This is a genomic window from Mucilaginibacter flavidus (assembly GCF_024055575.1).
Lineage (GTDB): Bacteria > Bacteroidota > Bacteroidia > Sphingobacteriales > Sphingobacteriaceae > Mucilaginibacter > Mucilaginibacter flavidus.
The window spans coordinates 208,600-227,131 of sequence record NZ_JAMXOE010000003.1 but is presented as its reverse complement, the minus strand read 5'-3'; the positions used below and the strand labels follow the sequence as shown (position 1 = coordinate 227,131).

Genomic DNA, 18,532 nt, shown 5'->3' with positions numbered 1-18,532 from the left:
AAATAAATTAATAGCCCGGGTTTTGAGTTAATTTCGGATTAAGCTTGATTTCCGTGGCAGGAATTGGATAAAGCCTCCTGCTTGCATCTTTATTCATCGACAGCGGGTCGTTAGCTAGAGGATACTCTACTTCAAATTGTCCAAAACGGATCAGGTCATTCCTGCGCCATCCTTCCCACGAAAATTCCCTTGCGCGTTCATCAAGCAGCGACGGTAAATCAACTGTGCCTGCTAAGGTTGCGCCGGCGCGCGCCCTTACCTGGTTAACCAAATACAATGGTGTTTGCAGCTGCCCGTTTACCGTCGTAGCTGTAGCGCCTTTTAATATGGCTTCTGCTTTCATCAGCATCACGTCGGCTAACCTGAACACTGGCACATCGTTACCATTTAAACGGGTTGCCTGAATAATGTTTACGTCCGGGTAATATTTCAACGAACGGATACCTTCAGACTGGCTTGCGATGGTGTTGCCTACGTCCATTGGTTTAGGCGGCACCAAAATCAAATCGGGTGTGATAACTATTTGGGTTGTGGTATTAGGGTAGTATGCAGGTTGATTAGTAAAACCGCCATTGCCATCAGGCAAATATTGAGGCCCAACCAGCCAAGTATTTGTACGCGCATCACCCGGCAAATTAAACCTGTTATAAAACTCGTGAGTGGTACTCATGGCAATACTAAGGCCTACGTTCATGTTGTAATATGGCGCGAGGTAGTAAAAGAAGCCGAACCTGGTAAACTGGTTGCCCGGAATCTGCTGATCGTAAGGCACTGCAAAAATAGTTTCCTTTATTTGGGGGCCGTTGTTGGGTAGGAATATATCCCTGTATTTCGCGTCAAGGCTGTAGTTCTGATTCTTCATTACGCTATCGGCCATTGCAACGGCGTCATTATAACGCTGGGTGCCAGTATATACTTCGGCATTCAAATACATTTTTTCCAACAGGGCAAACGCCATTTCTTTGGTTGGCCGACCATATTGCAATGTGTTGGTTGCGGCAACGCTAGTTTTTGATGGCAACTGCTGTAAAACACTTTTCAGGTCTGCCTCTATGAACTTAAAGACTTCGGCCCGTGATTGTGTTGATGGCAGATCGGCTACGGGGAAGGTGTTGATGATGGGTACATTACCATACAAATCCATCATAAAAAAGTAATACAAATCGCGCATAGCAGTTATTTCAGCAATGCTTGATGTTTTTAACGTAGCGCTTGAAGAGGATGCTTTAACCAGGTTAATTAGACGGTTACAATTGTTGATACCACCAAATCCCCATTGCCAAACGCCGGTAACGTTGGGATGGTCGAATGTCCAGGTGTGATAATGCAATTGTCTGTACTGGCCGCCATCGTCATAATTGCCATCCCTTGCCGGGATAATAGCCTCATCGGTCGAAAGCTCCTGCATGCGCCAGTAAGGCACTGCATAGTTCGACGATAAGTTAGAGTACATGGTGCCTAACAAGGCAATATAGTCCTGTTGTGTTACCGGGAAGTTGGATTTTACATATTGCGATTCAACAGGCACATCCAATTTTGTGCAGGAATTTATGGTGACTGCCGTTGCAATCGCTGCTAAAAATAATATTGTTCTTTTCATTTCTGTCGTGTTGAAATTTTATTAAAACGATGTGTTTAAACCAAAAATGAAGGTCCGCGTGCGCGGGTAATAGTTTTGGTTGTCGATACCGGGGGTTAAGCCACCGATATTAACTTCAGGATCGATCCCCCTGTATTTGGTAATGATAAAAACGTTATTGGCCGATAGATAAAAGCGGATGCTTTTGACAGCCTGTATTTTTGGTTTAATTGTGTAACCAAGTGTGGCATTATCGAGGCGTAAATAGGCCCCGCTCTCTAAAAAGCGATCGGATATTAAATAACCGTTAATATCATTAAATGATTCGCCAAGGGTAAATCTTGGGATGTTTTGTATTTTGGAATCCGCAGGGTTGTTCAGCGAGGCCAGGGTAGCATTCAAAATTTTGTTGCCCCATACGCCGCGAACCAGGAAGTTCAGATCGAAACCTTTGTAGAAAAAGCTGTTGGTCCAGCCGTATATAAAACTTGGCTGAGCGTTGCCTGCTACCCGTTGATCTGTTGTTAAAGGCTGTGTAGCTATTACCTGCCCGGCAGCATTTTGATAAGAACTTACTCCCGAGCCATTTTTACCCACATAGTGCCATAAATAAAAAGTACCCAAAGCATCCCCTGGTTGTACAATCTGGCTATAGTTACCAGATTGGCCCTTGCCGCCTAACTGTGCAGTCTGGATATATGGTGTTGCAAACAGCGTGTTCGATAAGGTTTCGACAACGTTTTTGTTGTGCGATATATTGAATGAAGTTTTCCAGGTAAATGCTGAAGTTTTTACCGGCACTGCGTTTATCACTAACTCCACACCGGTGTTTTTTATTTTACCAACATTCGCGGTAATTGTAGGTACAAAATATTGTGTGGTTGAAACGAGGTATTGGTCATAAATCAGGTCGGATGTTTTTTTGATGTAATAATCAAACGAGCCTGTGATGCGGTTTTTTAATACACCAAAGTCTATACCGATGTTGGTTGTAGCGGTACTTTCCCACTTCAAATCCGGGTTATCATTTCTCACCGGGCCTAAAGCATTGGTAATGTTGCCATTGTACAGGAATTTACTATTCCCGGGAGGAGTTCCATAAATAAGCAATGCCGAGAACGCGTTAAAGCCTAAGCTATTACCCGACACGCCATAACCTGCCCTTAATTTCAGATCGCTGATAACCGGCATGCTTTCCATGAATTTCTCATTGATAATTCTCCAACCGGCAGATACCGCAGGGAATAAACCGTAACGGTTATTTCTACCAAATGCCGACGAGCCGTCGTCCCTGAGCGATGCCTGCAGCAAATACTTATCACCAAACTGGTATTGCGCACGACCGTAGTAAGATATTAACCTCAAGGTAGATATTACATTCGGGTTAAAAGCTATCTGCGACAGCGAAGACGGGTTCGACAAAAACAGGTTGTTATACGTTAAGTTGTCGTTCGAAAAGTTTTGTGTCTGTACACCAAAACCGTCATTGGTCTTGTCCTGCTGGTACGAATAACCTGCTAACAACTTAATACTGTGCTGTCCAAACTCCTTGTCGTAGTTAAAATATGATTCAAAAACACTGCTGGTGTTTAAAAATGACGTCCGGTTAGCAACGCCGCCAACCCCTACTGCCAGGCCCGACTGGCTGTTTTCGTAAATATTAATATTGTTTTGATCTTTTTGGGTCGATCCCGTAAGCGTAAACCTTAAGCCAGGCAAGATATCAACCTGTGCAATACCGTTGATTAAGGTTTTATTATCGTTAGTTTTAATACTGTTATTGTTTGCCAGCGATAATGGGTTTAAAGGCCCGCTACCGGTTCGGGTGTAGTTTTCCTTGTAGCTGCCATCGGGGTTAAACGGACTTACCGTAGGTAAATAAAACAGCATACCCGGCAACACGCTTCCCTGCGGGATGTCTTTGTTGTTGGTAACGCTGTTTGTTAACGTAATACCCAGCTTTAACTTGTCATTAAAAAAGCGCTGGTTAATATACCCCCTGAAAATGGTACGTTCGAGGCTGGTGTTTATTAATACGCCTTCGTTTTTCAAATAGTTAACGCTTGCACCATAGTCAGCACTTTTAGATGCGCCGCCGTAGGATAAATTGTGATTATGAGAGTAGCCTCTCCTTTCCACCAGGTTTTGCCAGTTAGTATTTGAGCCGTCATCATCAATCGGCTTGGCAAGCGGTTTTACGCCGTTATCGCTTAAATATTTGCGCAACTGGTCGGCAGTTAGCATATCAATTTTTTTTGATACGTTTTCCATCGCCACATAGGCGCTGTAGTTTAACCTTGTTTGACCAGTTTTTGCCCTTTTGGTGGTAACTATAATTACACCGTTGGCAGCCCTTGAACCGTAAATGGCTGTTGAAGACGCATCTTTTAAAACATCAATACTTTCGATATCGTCTGGTGCCAATAAATCAATTGAAGCGCCGGGCACACCATCAATTACATAAAAAGGCTCCTGCGCCGCGCCTTCGCGCAGGGTTGAGGGACCACGCAGAATTGTTGCGGGTTGTTTGTTAGGGTCGCCGCTTTTGGTAACGTTCAGGCCGGCCACTTTGCCTTGCAGCAATTCAGCCGGGGTTGTTATTACGCCCAGGTTAAAGTCTTCGGCTTTCAGCGAAGTAATGGCGCCTGTAACATCCTTGCGGCTTGCTGTGCCGTACCCGATTACAACCACATCTTTTAGTTGTTTGGTGTCGGGTAAAAGAGTAACATTCAAAACACCGTCACCGGCGGGCACGTCCTTTGCTACATATCCTAAAAAGTTAAAATGAATAACATCATCCGGGCCGCTTACCTGGATGGAGAATTTTCCATTGCCATCACTGGAAGCGCTTTTGCCGGAACCCTTTGCCGTAATGATAACGCCGGGCAGCGGTAAGTTCTTTTCATCGGTAACAGTCCCGCTAATTACCTTTGATTGCTGCGCTGACGCCGTTAAAGCAAACAGCATGATTAACAGCAGAAACCGGGCTTTATGTTTCGATTTGATAAATGCCCGCAAAATCTGATTGTACATTTTTTCCATAGTTTGAGTTGAGTTGACCTATTTAATGTCAAAACAACAATTTAACTATTAGCAAAAAATAAACTGGGTGTTATGAATTGTAAAGAAATAAATAAATAACTTATTACAATAAAACACTCAAAATACTTGCAATCAAACAATTACAAACAAAACACCTAAACGCAATATGGAACAAAAATTAACTACCGGTAAACCCAGGTTTGTTAAATTGTAAATAAGATGCCGGTCTTTCAAAATGATTTTAAAAAGGACCTGGAATTGTTATCCGGATATTGTGAAATATATCTTGGATCAGGTAAGTTGGGTTGATTATGTGAGCGGTTAATTTTTCAAAAAGTAGGCTTATCTTCCTGACCCTGCTGATAACTATTTTGTTCATTGAGTTTGTGCCAACCCTTTTTTTTAAATTTTTCATAGCTAATATAAAATCCTATTAGCAGACCTGTGAATATGCCCACATAATTTATCGCAAACTGAAGGGTAACACCTTGATAATAGTCTTCTTTAATATGAATATAAAAACCACAAACGGCGAGGGCAAATACAATGATGACAGTTATAAGGCCAGCAATTTTTTTGATATGAGGAACAAATAAGCATGACAAAAAAACGCAAAGAGAAAAAGAGCTAATTGTTAAAAACAGGTGATATACGAGATAAAAATAAAAATTACGGGAAGTAAGCTCGTTGGCAATATTTAATTCTACAAAGAGAACAATTAAGCCGAAGGTTATTGATAATGACAAAGGAATGCCTAATATCCATCTAAGTAAATTCATAATTCAAATTAACCACAATTATTGCCCAACTACAACCTTCTTCATCCCTTCCCTGCCATAGAACACCGGGAAATACATCATTTCGGCCTTGGCGGGGTTAAGGGTGTATTTACCGTCGTAACGTGGAATAAGATTTACAGTAAACTCATATTTACCCTGTTTTAGCTTGCGGCAAAATATGCTTACTTTCTCTTTAAAATATTCGCGATGCACTTCGTTATTTTGCCAGCTTTGTTCTTTGCTTTCGTACGAGCAGCCCGCCGGGATAGGAATTTCAATCATCACAAAATCGGCATCGCCTTTGGCGGTTAGTTCGGCTTTTAACAGTACAGGCTGGCCGCCGTTTAGTTTAGTTAGGCGGGTTTCTTTTCTCTCGAACCAGGTATTAACCGTAAAGTCTTTGCTAACCTTTTCCGGCTTCGTGTTCCAAAACTGCTGGTAACCGGTAATGTAAACAGGAAGCGTACCGGTTTTACTGATGGAAAACTGGTTACCGGTTATATTGGCGGTATAGGGAAATTTGGTAACCATTTCGGTCTTTGCACCGGACAGTATTAACGCCGAAGGTTTGGTTTGCTTATCGGTGGTGAGTACATCAGGTAAAATGGTTTCCAGTATCAGGGCAGATTCGTAGGTGTTGCGCCACTCCCCTTCTTTACGCTGCTCTAAAAAGTAAGCCTGTATTTTGGGTAATAGTTTGTTATGTTTGCCTTCGTTTTTTATGATTTTGTAGGCGAGCACCGTTAACTGGATGCTGTTATCGAAAAAGCGGTAGCTGTCTTCGCCCCAATAAATATTACCAAATAGGGTGCGGTGCTGCGTGGCCAGCAGACTATCCAACTTAATGGCTTGGCCGGCTTCCTGCTTCAGTAGTAATAGCCGTAATTTATCATAACCTGATGCAGTGTACAGCCCCAATTTTTCTTTGACCCTGGCGTTCTCCTTTTCTATTACACCGAAATATTTCGGGTAATCAACTTTAGCGCCTAGTTTGTGCAACAACTCAAGGCAAACCAGTTTGTCCTGGCCCTTGTAACTCTCCATTTGGTAAACCAGGTAATCTGTAAGTTTTTGCTTATCCAATTGCGTTTGATAACCGTCTTTTTGCGCCTCCACCAATGACTCTATAACATGCAGGCTTATCCAAAGTTCCTCATCGCTGTCTTTCCACCAGCCCCAGGTGCCCTGGCTTTTGCGATTTTCCTGTAGTTTTTTAATTACTTCGTTTATGTTCTTTTCATACTTAAAATCCTCGCCTAAAAACTTTTTGATGCGTTTTTCCATCAGCAGTCCTTTTAGTTTGGAGGCAAGCTGCTCGTTGCATAGATATTTGTAGGTACGCAACTTTTCGGTTTCAGCCATCAATGCCGGCAGCACCGACGCTTCGGCGTGGAAGGTGACCGGCCCTTTTGCCGCGTCGAATTTTAAGTTTACGGTGGTATCACCATTTAAGGCTTCAAATACGCCTACCGTTTCCTGCACGCCTTGTTTAATAACCGGTATTTTACGCCGTTCGCCATCGAAATAGCCGTTATCGCGTTTAATGCTATACTCAAAAGTAAGGCTATCGATGTTGGCAGCGGTTAGGGAAAGGGTGTCGATTTTTGAATTGCTTACCTCTAAATTATCCTGTTTAACCTGCTTGCCATTATAAGCGAATGTGCGGGTAAGCTTGGCCGCGTCGCTATTGTAGTTGGATATTTTACCAAGTGCATTTAACTCGTCGCCCTCAACCGCAAACAAAGGAGCCAAAAATGATGCGCTCAGCGGTTTAAACGATTTTATTTGATTCTCCGCAAAACCAGACTGCCGGTTGCCGTTTATCCCAATTACAAACGTGCGCCAGTTGGTAATATCATCGGGGAAAACGGTTGTAAAGCTGGCTTTGCCGTTTTCGTCGGTTGTAAGTTTTGGCTGCCAGTAGGCGTAATCGGAGAAGTTTTTGCGGATGGATTGTTCTGTTGATTGGGACTGTCCGGCAGCGGCGCCTTGTTTATTTTGTTTAGTGGTAGTAATTATCACAACGCCATTAGCGCCGCTAACGCCATACAGGGCCTTTGCAGCAGCTTCCTTCAAAACACTAACATCGCTGATAGATGAAAGCTCAATTCCATTCAGATTCTTAACTAAAACGCCGTCAACCACATATAATGGCTCACCACTTTCAGCAGTCCCCGAGGCTCCGCGCAACCTGATTTCAACACCTCCACCCGGAGTTCCCTTTATTGTAGCCGCAGAAAGCGCCGAAACTTTACCGTAAAGGGAAGAGCTGGTAATAATTTGGGCTGAGTTTGAACGGGACGTTTGCTTTATTCCATATCCTCCGGTAACAACTACTTCCTTTAACTCATGTGCATTTGCCGTTAATTTTACTTTGATTACGGCGCCCGATTGTATCGGTAACTCCACTGGATTAAAACCAACAAAGGTAAAAGTTAATGCCCCGTGTTCCGGGACTTTTATCGCAAAACGGCCATAATCATTAGTTACTGTTCCGATATTAGTGCCTTTAATCCTTATGATTACACCCGGTAAGGGGAACCCATCGTCCTGGGCAATAACCTCTCCTGACATAGCTCGTCCAAAATCCTTTGTATTCAAATATCTTTCGTTAAAAGCTTCTTTAATTTTTAAAGCATCGTTATTTATTTCGTAATCGGTGTAGCTATGCTTGCCAGTTCTATTGTTGATTATGGTGCTAATTTTTATACTCACCGAATCTCTCGAATGAATTGCATCAACTGACATTTTGTAGGCATTGGTACCATATGATTTAATTATTATGTTTTCTTTTATATCATAAGCCCCTTCTTTCAACAAAAAGAATAATCGATAACGGCCTGCGGCGAGGTTCCCAAAGTTGGTAGTGTTACCCGGGTAAATTCTCATGTAATCAGGGTTATCATACTTGTAAATAATTATGTTTTTGATAAATACCGCTGGATGATTTTTATTTATCTCCCTGTTAATGATAAACTTACCCACACTACTGTCGTATATTAACGGGTTTTCAAAAAGCTCCTGGCTGTTGCTGCGTGTATCAAGAAACTCATTCCAAATACTGTCGGCATGTGCCTGAGTAATTACATACTGCCGTAGATTGTAAATCCCCGGCGATGTCGACAACTTTGTATTGAATGGATATCGGGCATCAATGCTCTTCTGTTTTATTAAGCCGGGCTCGAATAAGTATGAATAACCCGGCTCCGCAGTAAATGAACGGCTGTCTTCGCCCTTCAAATCAAAAAGGGTAAAAGTATCTGATAGCGGGCCAGTGAGGATAGAGCGGTGACGACCCGGTTCGGCATTCAGGAAAAAAATTCGGTTATCCTGCTTAATCGTTGCCATTTTATCGCCAAAATTATCTATCACGGTAATCATGTATTTATTAATCAACCCCGCCTCATATGTCGTTAGTGTATCAGGCATTTTTATCGAAGTCCGGTAATCAGCATTTACCCCCAGTATAAGTCTTTTTGATGCCTCAACACAGATGCTGTCGAGTTTTATTAATTGATTACTTGTTCTGAACCTTAACGAATGAATACCAGGTTTCACCATGAAACTGTATTGTTGCAAGTGGTCGGCTTGGCTAAAATATACCGGTTTTTCGTCGATATAAAGGATATGCACCGGTATAATGTCGCCGTCGCTCACTACAAACGGGGCAATTTGTGTTACGGTGTCAATTCCTGACTCTTCTCTTTGGAAAACCGTTTTGGCATGGGTGAATTGAAAGTAAATAATGCTGTCTAACCCAATTCCTTTTCCCCATCTCTCCCACCTGAGTTTCATTTCGCCACCTGTTGAAACGTCGTCATCCTTCATAAATATTTTATTAGGCTTAACGTAGGGATATTCTCTGCCCAGGTAAGGCACATATGGCGGGTAGTAATCTTTAAACTTTTTGGTAACTGACCATGCTGTGATATCTGTATTTACTACAGGTTTCCCTAATGCATCAGTTACTACAACATCCGTTTTAACCTGTTGGCCGGGATAAATAGTAACCGGTTGTTTAACGGTGATATTTAAAAGGTCAGTCCTGTAAGCCAGGGCAGTTTGTACATATTTGCTTTGACCAGCCCATATATAATTTACCAAAAATGTAACTAATTTTTGTTGACTATATGCTTTTTTATAAAACAACTGCTTCGCTTCGCCTGCATCTATGAGTCTATTATTAGCATATACCGAATACCAAAAGTTGAGATTACAAGGGTTGTTAATCTTCACCAAAAGCGAATCGGCAGTGCGTTCGGCTGAAAAACTCATATCAACCTTTTCTTTTTTAAGCTCAAATTCAGTACTAGCGCTATCTGCTTCAATGGTGTAACTTTGGGCATAAGGATTCACATGAATTTTCGCCGGAAGCATTATTTTTTCTGTCGATATCGTACCTTCATCGTCCCCGCCGAGGGCAACTATCGTTGCTAACCCTTTTATCTCTCTCCCGTTATCATAGTAATTAGCTTTTAGCGTATCATTGCTTAGTTCAGTTTTAATGTGGTATCGTTCGTATTTAAAGGTGCTGCTGGCGTATTGAGCGTGCCGTTCGTTCGTCGAGTTTAAAAATTCAGCAAATAACCGGTAACTAATATTGGCTTTCGGAAAAATTGAATCAGGTATATCAACCTTGGTTTCACCAATCGGGTCGAGCGTAACTTTATGCTGCCAAAGGGTGTCCGGAACAAAAACGTTGTTTCCAGTATATTTATCCATCGCATTAATCGTTAAAATTAAATTCACCCGCCCATCAGGTACAGGCAAATCATTTTCGTCTGTTGCTTTTAGATAGATTGCTGCACTTTCGCCAGGCCTGTGTTCCTTTTTATCAATGCGTGCTTCAAATTTTAGCGATTTCAACTCATAGTCTTCATATTTGAACATTTCGCTGACCAAAATTTTATGGCCGGCAGCATCATAACTCCTATCATTGTCGTCATCGTTTTTTTTAACGTTTACTTTTTCCGAGACCAGCATAACGGAATATCTCGCGTCGAGCTTTAGCTTTAAGCTATCAGCCAATACAAAACTGTATTCAAATCCGCCATCACGATAGCTGTTCACTGTAGCTATGGTTTTCTCTTCGTCGCCATATTGTTGCTTCAGCCGCACCAGCAACCGATTTTCGGTCATTGGTTTGTTTGACCTGGCTTTTAATATAAATGCCTTAAGTTTTAATGTATCGAGCGGCTTGTATATGGGTTTATTTAATATCAAAAAGGCCTTAAAGTAGCTTTTGGAGTAGTTGTAGGTTTGCTCTTTTTCAGGCTTTTTAAAAACACTTTCTACAGAAGCCCATATGCGTGCAAGCCAACTTTTTTTATTATCATCATCATTATTATTATAGTAATTATCGCGCTGCTTTGTAACATAAATATTTGTCACCCCGGCATAATCAACCTGTACAATGTTCTTTTCTTTTGAACGGCGCAAGTGATAGTTCATGCTCCTGGTATCAAATAACAAGGCTTATTATTCACCCGAACTACGGCGGTCGACACAACATTACCATTACGGTCAAATAAAGCAAAACGCTGGTCGTAACCATTATCAAGGAATTTGATGAATGCTGTGTGATTCTCAACCAAGTCGTAAACCAATTTATTTTTCTCAGCAAAAACTTTTAAATAATTACCCCGTGGCAGGTTATTTTCCCAATACCTACTGGTTTTAAATGAGTCAATTGGGTTATGGAGTATTTTGTCGTCGGGTTTTTTATCCGGATGCATGTAAAAATCCAGCAAGTCTTCATCCGTAATCTTATAGATATAGGTATAAACACTACTCTGCCTGCTATCAGTGAGTGGCCTTTGAGCGTAGCAGCAAAATGTAATTAAACTTAAACCGATAAAAAAAAACAAACATTTCGCCATAAACTGAAGCTGCAATTGTGAAGTTGATTTAGCCTGCCGGTTAAACATAAGCAATTTATTTAAGGTTGATTTGTAATAGGATGCAGGAATGTTATGTTTTCCATAAAGTATTTTGCATTTTTTGCTGATTGACCGCGACTGGGTTCGCCGCAAAGATTTACGAAGTTTTTAAAACTTCGTAAATCTGAAAAGTTAAAGCTAATTTTGACCCATAACCAACCCGCAGCCGGGTTTACAAGACTTAAATTTATGTGGCATAACAATATATTAGATACCATTGGCAACACGCCCATGGTGCGCTTGAACAAAGTAACTAAAGACATCCCGGCTACCGTACTGGCCAAAATTGAGACCACCAACCCGGGCAATTCCATTAAGGACCGTATGGCGCTGAAGATGATAGAGGACGCCGAAAAAAGTGGTAAGCTTAAACCGGGTGGAACGATTATCGAGGGTACATCGGGTAATACCGGCATGGGGCTGGCTATTGCGGCTGTGATAAAAGGTTATAAATGTATTTTCACCAGTACGGATAAACAGTCGAAGGAGAAATTTGATGCCCTGCGTGCTTTTGGCGCCGAAGTAATTGTATGCCCTACCAATGTTGACCCGGAGGATTCCCGCTCCTATTATTCGGTTTCATCGCGTTTGGAGCGCGAGGTGCCGAATTCGTGGAAGCCAAACCAGTATGATAACTTATCCAATTCGCAGGCGCATTATGAGTCGACCGGGCCGGAGATTTGGGAACAAACCGAGGGCAAAATAACCCACCTGGTAGCAGGCGTTGGTACAGGGGGTACTATATCCGGCATTGCCAAATATCTGAAAGAAAAGAACCCTGCCATACAGATTTTGGGGATAGACACTTATGGTTCCGTGTTTAAAAAGTATAAGGAAACCGGCATTATGGATAAACACGAAATCTATCCATATATCACCGAAGGCATCGGTGAAGATTTTTTGCCTCAAAACGTTGACTTTAGCCTGATCGATCACTTCGAAAAAGTAACAGATAAGGATGCTGCCTTAATGACCCGCGAAATTGCCCGCAAGGAAGGCATTTTCGCAGGTAACTCAACCGGATCGGCAATTGCCGGGGTGCTGCAAATGAAGGATAAGTTTAAGGAAGGCGATGTAGTGGTAGTAATTTTCCCCGATCATGGCACCCGCTATCTCGGCAAAATGTATAATGACGACTGGCTGCGCGATCGTGGCTTCCTGAAAGATGGCAAGCTAACCGCCCGCGATATTATTGCAAAAAAGGAAAACCAGCAAATCGTTACCATTGATTGCGAGAAAACAGTGCTGGAAGCTATTAATACCATTAAATCGCTCAATATATCGCAGATACCGGTTACGCAAACAGGCATGGTGATAGGTAAAATTACCGAAAGTGATATCCTAAACTCACTCATTGAAAACCCGTCTATTAAATCGCAACCGATAAAAAACATCACCACCGCACCGTTCCCGTTTGTGGATTTAACTACGTCGATAGATAAAATATCGGCGATGATAAATAAGGATAACATTGCGGTGCTGGTTGAGGATAACGGACAGATTGAGATTATTACGCAGTATGATATTATAAATGCGATTTCGGCTTAATGGAGAATGGTGAGTAGAGAGTGGTGAATAGTTGTTATCGTTAAATAATGTTAAACATTGGGTATCAGTGCCGTTGGTAGTTTGATTTTATTTGGAGCGGCTTTATCTTTGCCCTATGTTTAAATCCCCTTTAATAACTATTGCATTTTTATTTTTTAGTTCGATGGCCTTTTGCCAGGCGGATACTGCGGCTGCCGCCAAATACTTTCAGAAAGGTTACGGACTGGAAGCTGCTAAAAAATATAAAGAAGCGCTCGCTGAATATGACTCCTGCGTAACGGCAAACCCTAATTACAACAAAGTATATTTATACCGGGGGCTGGTAAAGTATTACCTGCTCGATTTTAAAGGTTCGGTTGATGATTATACAAAATTTATAGCCGCTAATCCGGAATCGGCAATGGCGTTTGATGACCGGGGATATTCGAGATTTTTATTGGGTGATAATGACGGGGCAATGGCCGATTATAATAAATCTATCACGCTAAACGCAAATATCATGCGGCCGTATCTTAACCGCGGAGGACTTAAGAGCAAGCTGGGCCAATTTAAAGAAGCCGTCGCCGACTTTAATATCGCCTTAACATTGAGTCCCGATAATGCCAACTTGTATTTTAATATCGGGGTGGCCCAAGGGGCATTAGAGGACTACGCGGCCGCTGTTGAATCTTTTAGTAATGCAATTAAAATAGAACCGGCTTTTGAGCAGGCTTATTTGTACCGGGCGACCACCAAAAGCCTGATGCGGGATTTTCCCGGTGCTGTCGATGACTTTGCAAAGTGCCTTAACATCAACCCCAAAAACAGCCAGGCGCTTTTAAGCCGCGGCGCCATGAAACTGGACCAGGGCGACAAAACCGGCGCCTGCATCGATTTTAATGGCGCGTTAGCATTAGGTGATAAGCGCGCAGTGGACGTTATTAGGGAGAATTGTAAATCGAAGTAGAAAGCATTGTCAGCCGGGTCAAAAACTCCAGTTTTATAGCGGTCAATAACAATCATTTAGATTTATTCGACATTTCCATAAAAATAGAAGACTTGATAATCAGCATGTTCCACAGCGTTCCGGGTGTTCCGTATGTAAAAATGGAACGCTCAGCTATTCGAAATTTGTAAACCACATGAATATACCGCTCCTTAATTGTCAATATTTTGTAGTTTAAACCACCGTCGGTATAAACACCATGTAAAATCCATATTAATTAATTGCGTTTTTAGTAGTTTCGCTTTTAAATGCCCCGGTCGCTAAAAAATAGCCCTGGGATTTAAAAAACGCAATATTAATGGGGTTTACATCCAGGCTAACCGAATACAAAGCTCTTTTATACCGGCTACTATTGGCCTACCTGTTTTACTTTATCAGCAGGGTATTGTTCTTTGCTTATAATACCAATTTGTTTGCGGTCGATGACTTTATCACACTGCTAAAACTTTGCTGGTATGGCATCTCATTCGATACTACTGCCCTGCTTTATATCAACAGCCTGTTTATTATTTTAAGTGTATTGCCCCTAAAAATCAATACACAACCAAAATTCCAAAAGGGATTAACCATTTTATACTTCGTCAGCAATTTGCTGTTTTATGCCACAAACTTTGTCGATATCATTTACTACCGTTTCAGCCAGGTACGGTCAACCAAAGCCACCCTCGATTTGCTGTCCGACGAAAGCAACAAAAAAGCCCTTTTTGAACATTTCACATGGGAATACTGGTATGTAATTTTCATTTACCTGGCATGCTGTGTTTGCTGGATATGGCTGTACAGGCTGGTAAAAGTTAAACCTGCTATCGTAAAAAACACAAAAGCCTATTTTGTTAGTTCTGCAATTGTATTTGTTGCGGTACTTGTATTGATGGTAGGCGGCATACGTGGCGACTACAAGCACAGTACCCGCCCAATTAATATGGTTGATGCCTATAAACATGTTGTGATACCTAACCAGGGCGACATCATACTCAATACCCCATTCGCCATTTTCCGTACGCTGAGCAGCAACAGCTTTAAGCTGGAACATTTTACCACTGCGGATTATATTAACGCCAACATTAAACCCATCAAGCAATACACCAGCAACCCTGCGGTAAAGCCCAATGTGGTTGTGATTATATTGGAGAGCGTGGCCCGCGAGTTTTGGGGCAGCATGAACAGGGATGCTAAAATCCCCGGTTTTAAATCGTATACGCCGTTCCTGGATTCACTTTCAGATAGCAGTTTGATATTTACCAACGCCTATGCTAATGGACGCCAATCTATCCACGCCATGTCGTCGGTATTGGCGGGGATACCGTCTTTTCAGACTGCTTTTACTTCTTCGCCATATGCCAAGCAAAAAATCCAGTCGCTGGTATCCATCTGCGATAGCATGGGATATCAGACCTCGTTTTTTCATGGCGCGGCAAATGGTTCGATGGGCTTTGAAGGATTCGGCAATATTTTAGGGATGAAAAATTATTACGGCCGCACAGAATACAATAACGACAAAGATTTCGACGATATCTGGGGCATCTGGGACGAGCCTTTCTTCCAATTTATGGGCAAAACGCTGGGTATGCAGAAACAGCCGTTTATGGCAACGTTGTTTACCCTATCCTCTCACGATCCATTTAAAATTCCGGCTAAATATAAAAACAGGTTCAAAGGCGGCCCGCTGGCCATCGACAAATGCGTGCAGTATACTGATTATTCGCTGCGTGAGTTTTTTAACTATGCCAAAACCCAGCCCTGGTACAACAACACCATATTTGTAATTACTGCCGACCATACCAACCAGACATATTACCCGGCTTACAACAAACCTGTTAACCGCTTTGCTGTGCCGATATTGTTCTATAGCGCCAATAAAGCATATGGCTTAACCGGCGTACGTACCGATATTGCCCAGCAGATGGATATTTATCCATCGATAGTAAGCCTGATTGGCTACAACAAACCATTCCGTTCATGGGGACGCAGCTTAACCAGCAACCTGCCCGGCGAAACGCCAAGGGCTATAAATTCATTAGGTAATATTTACCAGTTTTTGCAGGGCAACTATATCTACCTGTTCGACGGGAAAAAGATCACCGGCATATTTGCAGCTGAAGATAAAAGCTTTGAAAAGAACCTGATGAATGGCACTTTAAACCCCGAAATAAATAAAGGTGTTGCTGATTTTAAAGCCTTTATACAAGACTATTCAGACCGGATTGTCAACGGAAAATTGAAGTAGTAATACCTCACCGCATTACCAAATCCGAAATCGAACATCCGAATTCCGAAATTCTAAATCACTCCACCCCTTTCACATTCATCTTCAGCTTATAAAATCCTTTTGATGCGGTGATAAAAAGGATATCCTTATTTACACCGCCAAAGCATAAGTTGGCTGTCCATTGCTCGGGAACGGGTATGTGGCCTATTTTCTGTCCCTGGGGATTGTAAATGGTAACACCATTACCTGCTAAATAAAGATTGCCCCGCTCATCAAGCGTTATACCGTCGCCGCCCTGGTTGCAGAACAGCAACCGGTTGCTTAGCTTGCCGTCTTTTTCGATGCTGAATTTGTACAACTTATTATCGGCAATATCCGTCACAAAAAGGAATTGACCGTCCGGCGTTCCAACAATGCCGTTGGGCTGCTTCAAACTGGCGTCTATTAATATAGGTTGCTTTGAGCCTTTGGGCAAATAATACACCCGCTGGCCATCGAGGTCGGACTTTTTTCTTGCCCAGTAATCGCGTTGGTAATATGGATCGGTCATGTAAATACCACCTTTGCTGTCTATCCAAATATCATTCGGGCCGTTCATCAACTTGCCGTTATAGTCGGTTAGTAAAATGGTTACTTTCTGGTCAAGCGCAATAGACCATAGCTGGTTATGTTCATCGGCACAGGTTACCAGGTTGCCTTCCTTATCAAAATAAGTCCCGTTTGAGCGACCGGTATTATCCATCCACATTGTCAGCTTTCCATCCACACTGTATTTCCATATTTTATTGTTAGGCTGGTCCGTAAAAAATACATTGCCTTTTTTGTCGACAGAAGCGCCTTCGGTAAATGCGAATTGTTTAGAGATTAATTCTGGTCTCTTTGTGGTATCATACAACGCGGTTTGCGCGTGTTCATCTTCGAATAGCGGTTGCGGAAAGCGAACTTCGTTATACAATCCAAAATCGCTTAGCGCAATGCAAACAGCCGCTTTGGTTACACGCAGTCTTACCTTGCTAGTTTTAATATTCTCCGGCAGACGGATCAACCGGTTGCCGCCTATGCTTGTTGCTTCTGCTATCTGTTGCCATTTACCATTTTTCCAGACGTCAACGGCGACAGCATCTATACGCTGACCCAATTTTATATTCTCTCGCAAACGAATAACATTGAACGTTTTATTCTTATGCAGGTCGAGTATCAACTCGGGAGTGGTCACTTTATCGTCGGTTGCCCAATAGCTGTAACGGTCGTTATCCATGAGGTTTGCTGCGCCGAATTTTACCTGGTTACCACCACGCGTGTTGCTGGCCTTCAATGTGGCCCCTTTAGCAAGGTTTACAGCGAACGTATTTTTTAGCCGATTCCCGAAGTCTTTCAACTTGGCAACATCATCGTCGTTAAGAAGTCCGCGCTGGTTCGGCTCAAGGCCAAGGTCGAGACAGGCGCCGCGCCCTACGCTTTGGTAATAAAGGTTCAGCAACGAGTCAGCATTTTTAGCTTTACCGTCCTGGCTCTTATGGTAAAACCATCCGGGGCGGAATGGCACGTCGCATTCGGCGGGTATCCAGTATTTACCATCCCGATGGCCTTCGGTGCCTTCGTAATCTTTTGTATAACCGTTGCTGGGCTCTTTGCCTTCGTCAGGTGCATGAGGAGTGTAAGTTGCCCAGCTGGTTACCCCCGCATGGCCGGCCTCGTTGCCTACCCAACGCACATCGGGGCCAACATCGCCAAATAAAACGGCGTTTGGTTGCATCCTACGCGGGATTGCCCAGGTATCTTTCCAGCCATAATAGGTAGAGCGGTCAATCTTTCTTACTTCTTTTGCGCCTCCGTAATAGCCGTCGCCGCCGTTTGCACCGTCAAACCATGATATAAATATGGGTCCGTAGTGGCTGTATAATTCTTCCAGTTGTTTGCGATATACTTCGGTTACGTATTCAGGTTTGCCATAAAGTGCACTGTTCCTATCCCAGGGCGAGCAGTAAACGCCCATCTTCATGCCCAGTTTGTTACAGGCATCGCGATACTCCTGTAGTATATCGCCCTTGCCATTTTTATAGGGACTTTTTGAAATATTATGTTCCGTGGTTTTGGTTGGCCACAGGCAAAAACCATCGTGGTGCTTAGCTACTACAACTATGCCCTTGAATCCTCCTGCTTTCGCAGCGCCCACAATCTGCATGGCATTAAACTGCACCGGGTTAAATATTGCGGGGTCTTCATCGCCGTAGCCCCATTCTTTATCAGTATAAGTATCCGGTCCGAAATGGATCAGGCAATACATTTCAGTTTCCTGCCAGTTTAATTGCCCTTTGGTGGGTAGCGGGCCGTAGGGCTTGGGAGCCGGCTGGCAAAATGCAAATTGTATGAACAATAAAAAGCTAAAAAAGAATACGATTTTTTTCACGGGAGGCATAAATTTAATCAGTTTACGAATGTAATAAATTT

General features: G+C 42.7%; 9 protein-coding genes. 3 read left to right on the top strand and 6 right to left on the bottom strand.

The window, feature by feature from the left end; translation table 11 throughout:
- Nucleotides 1-7 precede the first annotated feature (7 nt).
- From NAF19_RS08870 to NAF19_RS08850, 5 genes are all read right to left on the bottom strand, one after another.
- Entirely contained in the window at nt 8-1,600 is a 1,593-nt protein-coding gene (locus NAF19_RS08870; RefSeq protein WP_252789635.1) for a RagB/SusD family nutrient uptake outer membrane protein, read from the bottom strand.
- Between the two features lie 21 nt (nt 1,601-1,621).
- Nucleotides 1,622-4,612, bottom strand: coding sequence for a SusC/RagA family TonB-linked outer membrane protein (locus NAF19_RS08865; protein WP_252789633.1), 2,991 nt, complete (start codon nt 4,610-4,612; stop codon nt 1,622-1,624).
- A 338-nt stretch (nt 4,613-4,950) separates the two neighbouring features.
- Nucleotides 4,951-5,400, bottom strand: a complete 450-nt coding sequence (locus tag NAF19_RS08860) for a hypothetical protein (RefSeq protein ID WP_252789631.1) — start codon at nt 5,398-5,400, stop codon at nt 4,951-4,953.
- Nucleotides 5,401-5,418: 18 nt separating this feature from the next.
- The gene (locus NAF19_RS08855) at nt 5,419-10,851 is read right to left on the bottom strand and encodes an alpha-2-macroglobulin family protein (protein WP_252789630.1); all 5,433 of its coding nucleotides are present in this window, start codon (nt 10,849-10,851) and stop codon (nt 5,419-5,421) included.
- Complete coding sequence (locus NAF19_RS08850; protein ID WP_252789628.1) at nt 10,848-11,327, bottom strand: hypothetical protein; 480 nt, start codon at nt 11,325-11,327, stop codon at nt 10,848-10,850. The genes NAF19_RS08855 and NAF19_RS08850 overlap by 4 nt, the downstream gene beginning before the upstream one ends.
- Before the next feature lie 201 nt (nt 11,328-11,528).
- Between NAF19_RS08850 and NAF19_RS08845 the strand changes: the two genes are divergently transcribed.
- The 3 genes from NAF19_RS08845 to NAF19_RS08835 all read left to right on the top strand — a co-directional run bounded on the left by NAF19_RS08845 (nt 11,529) and on the right by NAF19_RS08835 (nt 16,099).
- Nucleotides 11,529-12,887 carry a cystathionine beta-synthase gene (locus NAF19_RS08845; RefSeq protein ID WP_252789626.1) on the top strand — a complete coding sequence of 453 codons (1,359 nt, stop codon included), beginning with the start codon at nt 11,529-11,531 and terminating at the stop codon, nt 12,885-12,887.
- A 115-nt stretch (nt 12,888-13,002) separates the two neighbouring features.
- A complete protein-coding gene (locus tag NAF19_RS08840) occupies nt 13,003-13,833 on the top strand; it encodes a tetratricopeptide repeat protein (RefSeq protein WP_252789624.1) in 831 nt (276 codons plus the stop codon).
- Between the two features lie 337 nt (nt 13,834-14,170).
- Nucleotides 14,171-16,099, top strand: a complete 1,929-nt coding sequence (locus tag NAF19_RS08835; RefSeq protein ID WP_252789622.1) for an LTA synthase family protein — start codon at nt 14,171-14,173, stop codon at nt 16,097-16,099.
- A 58-nt stretch (nt 16,100-16,157) separates the two neighbouring features.
- Here NAF19_RS08835 and NAF19_RS08830 read toward each other — a convergent pair whose 3' ends face one another.
- On the bottom strand, nt 16,158-18,491 hold the full coding sequence (locus NAF19_RS08830) for an SMP-30/gluconolactonase/LRE family protein (RefSeq protein WP_252789620.1): 2,334 nt from the start codon (nt 18,489-18,491) through the stop codon (nt 16,158-16,160).
- Nucleotides 18,492-18,532: the final 41 nt, after the last annotated feature.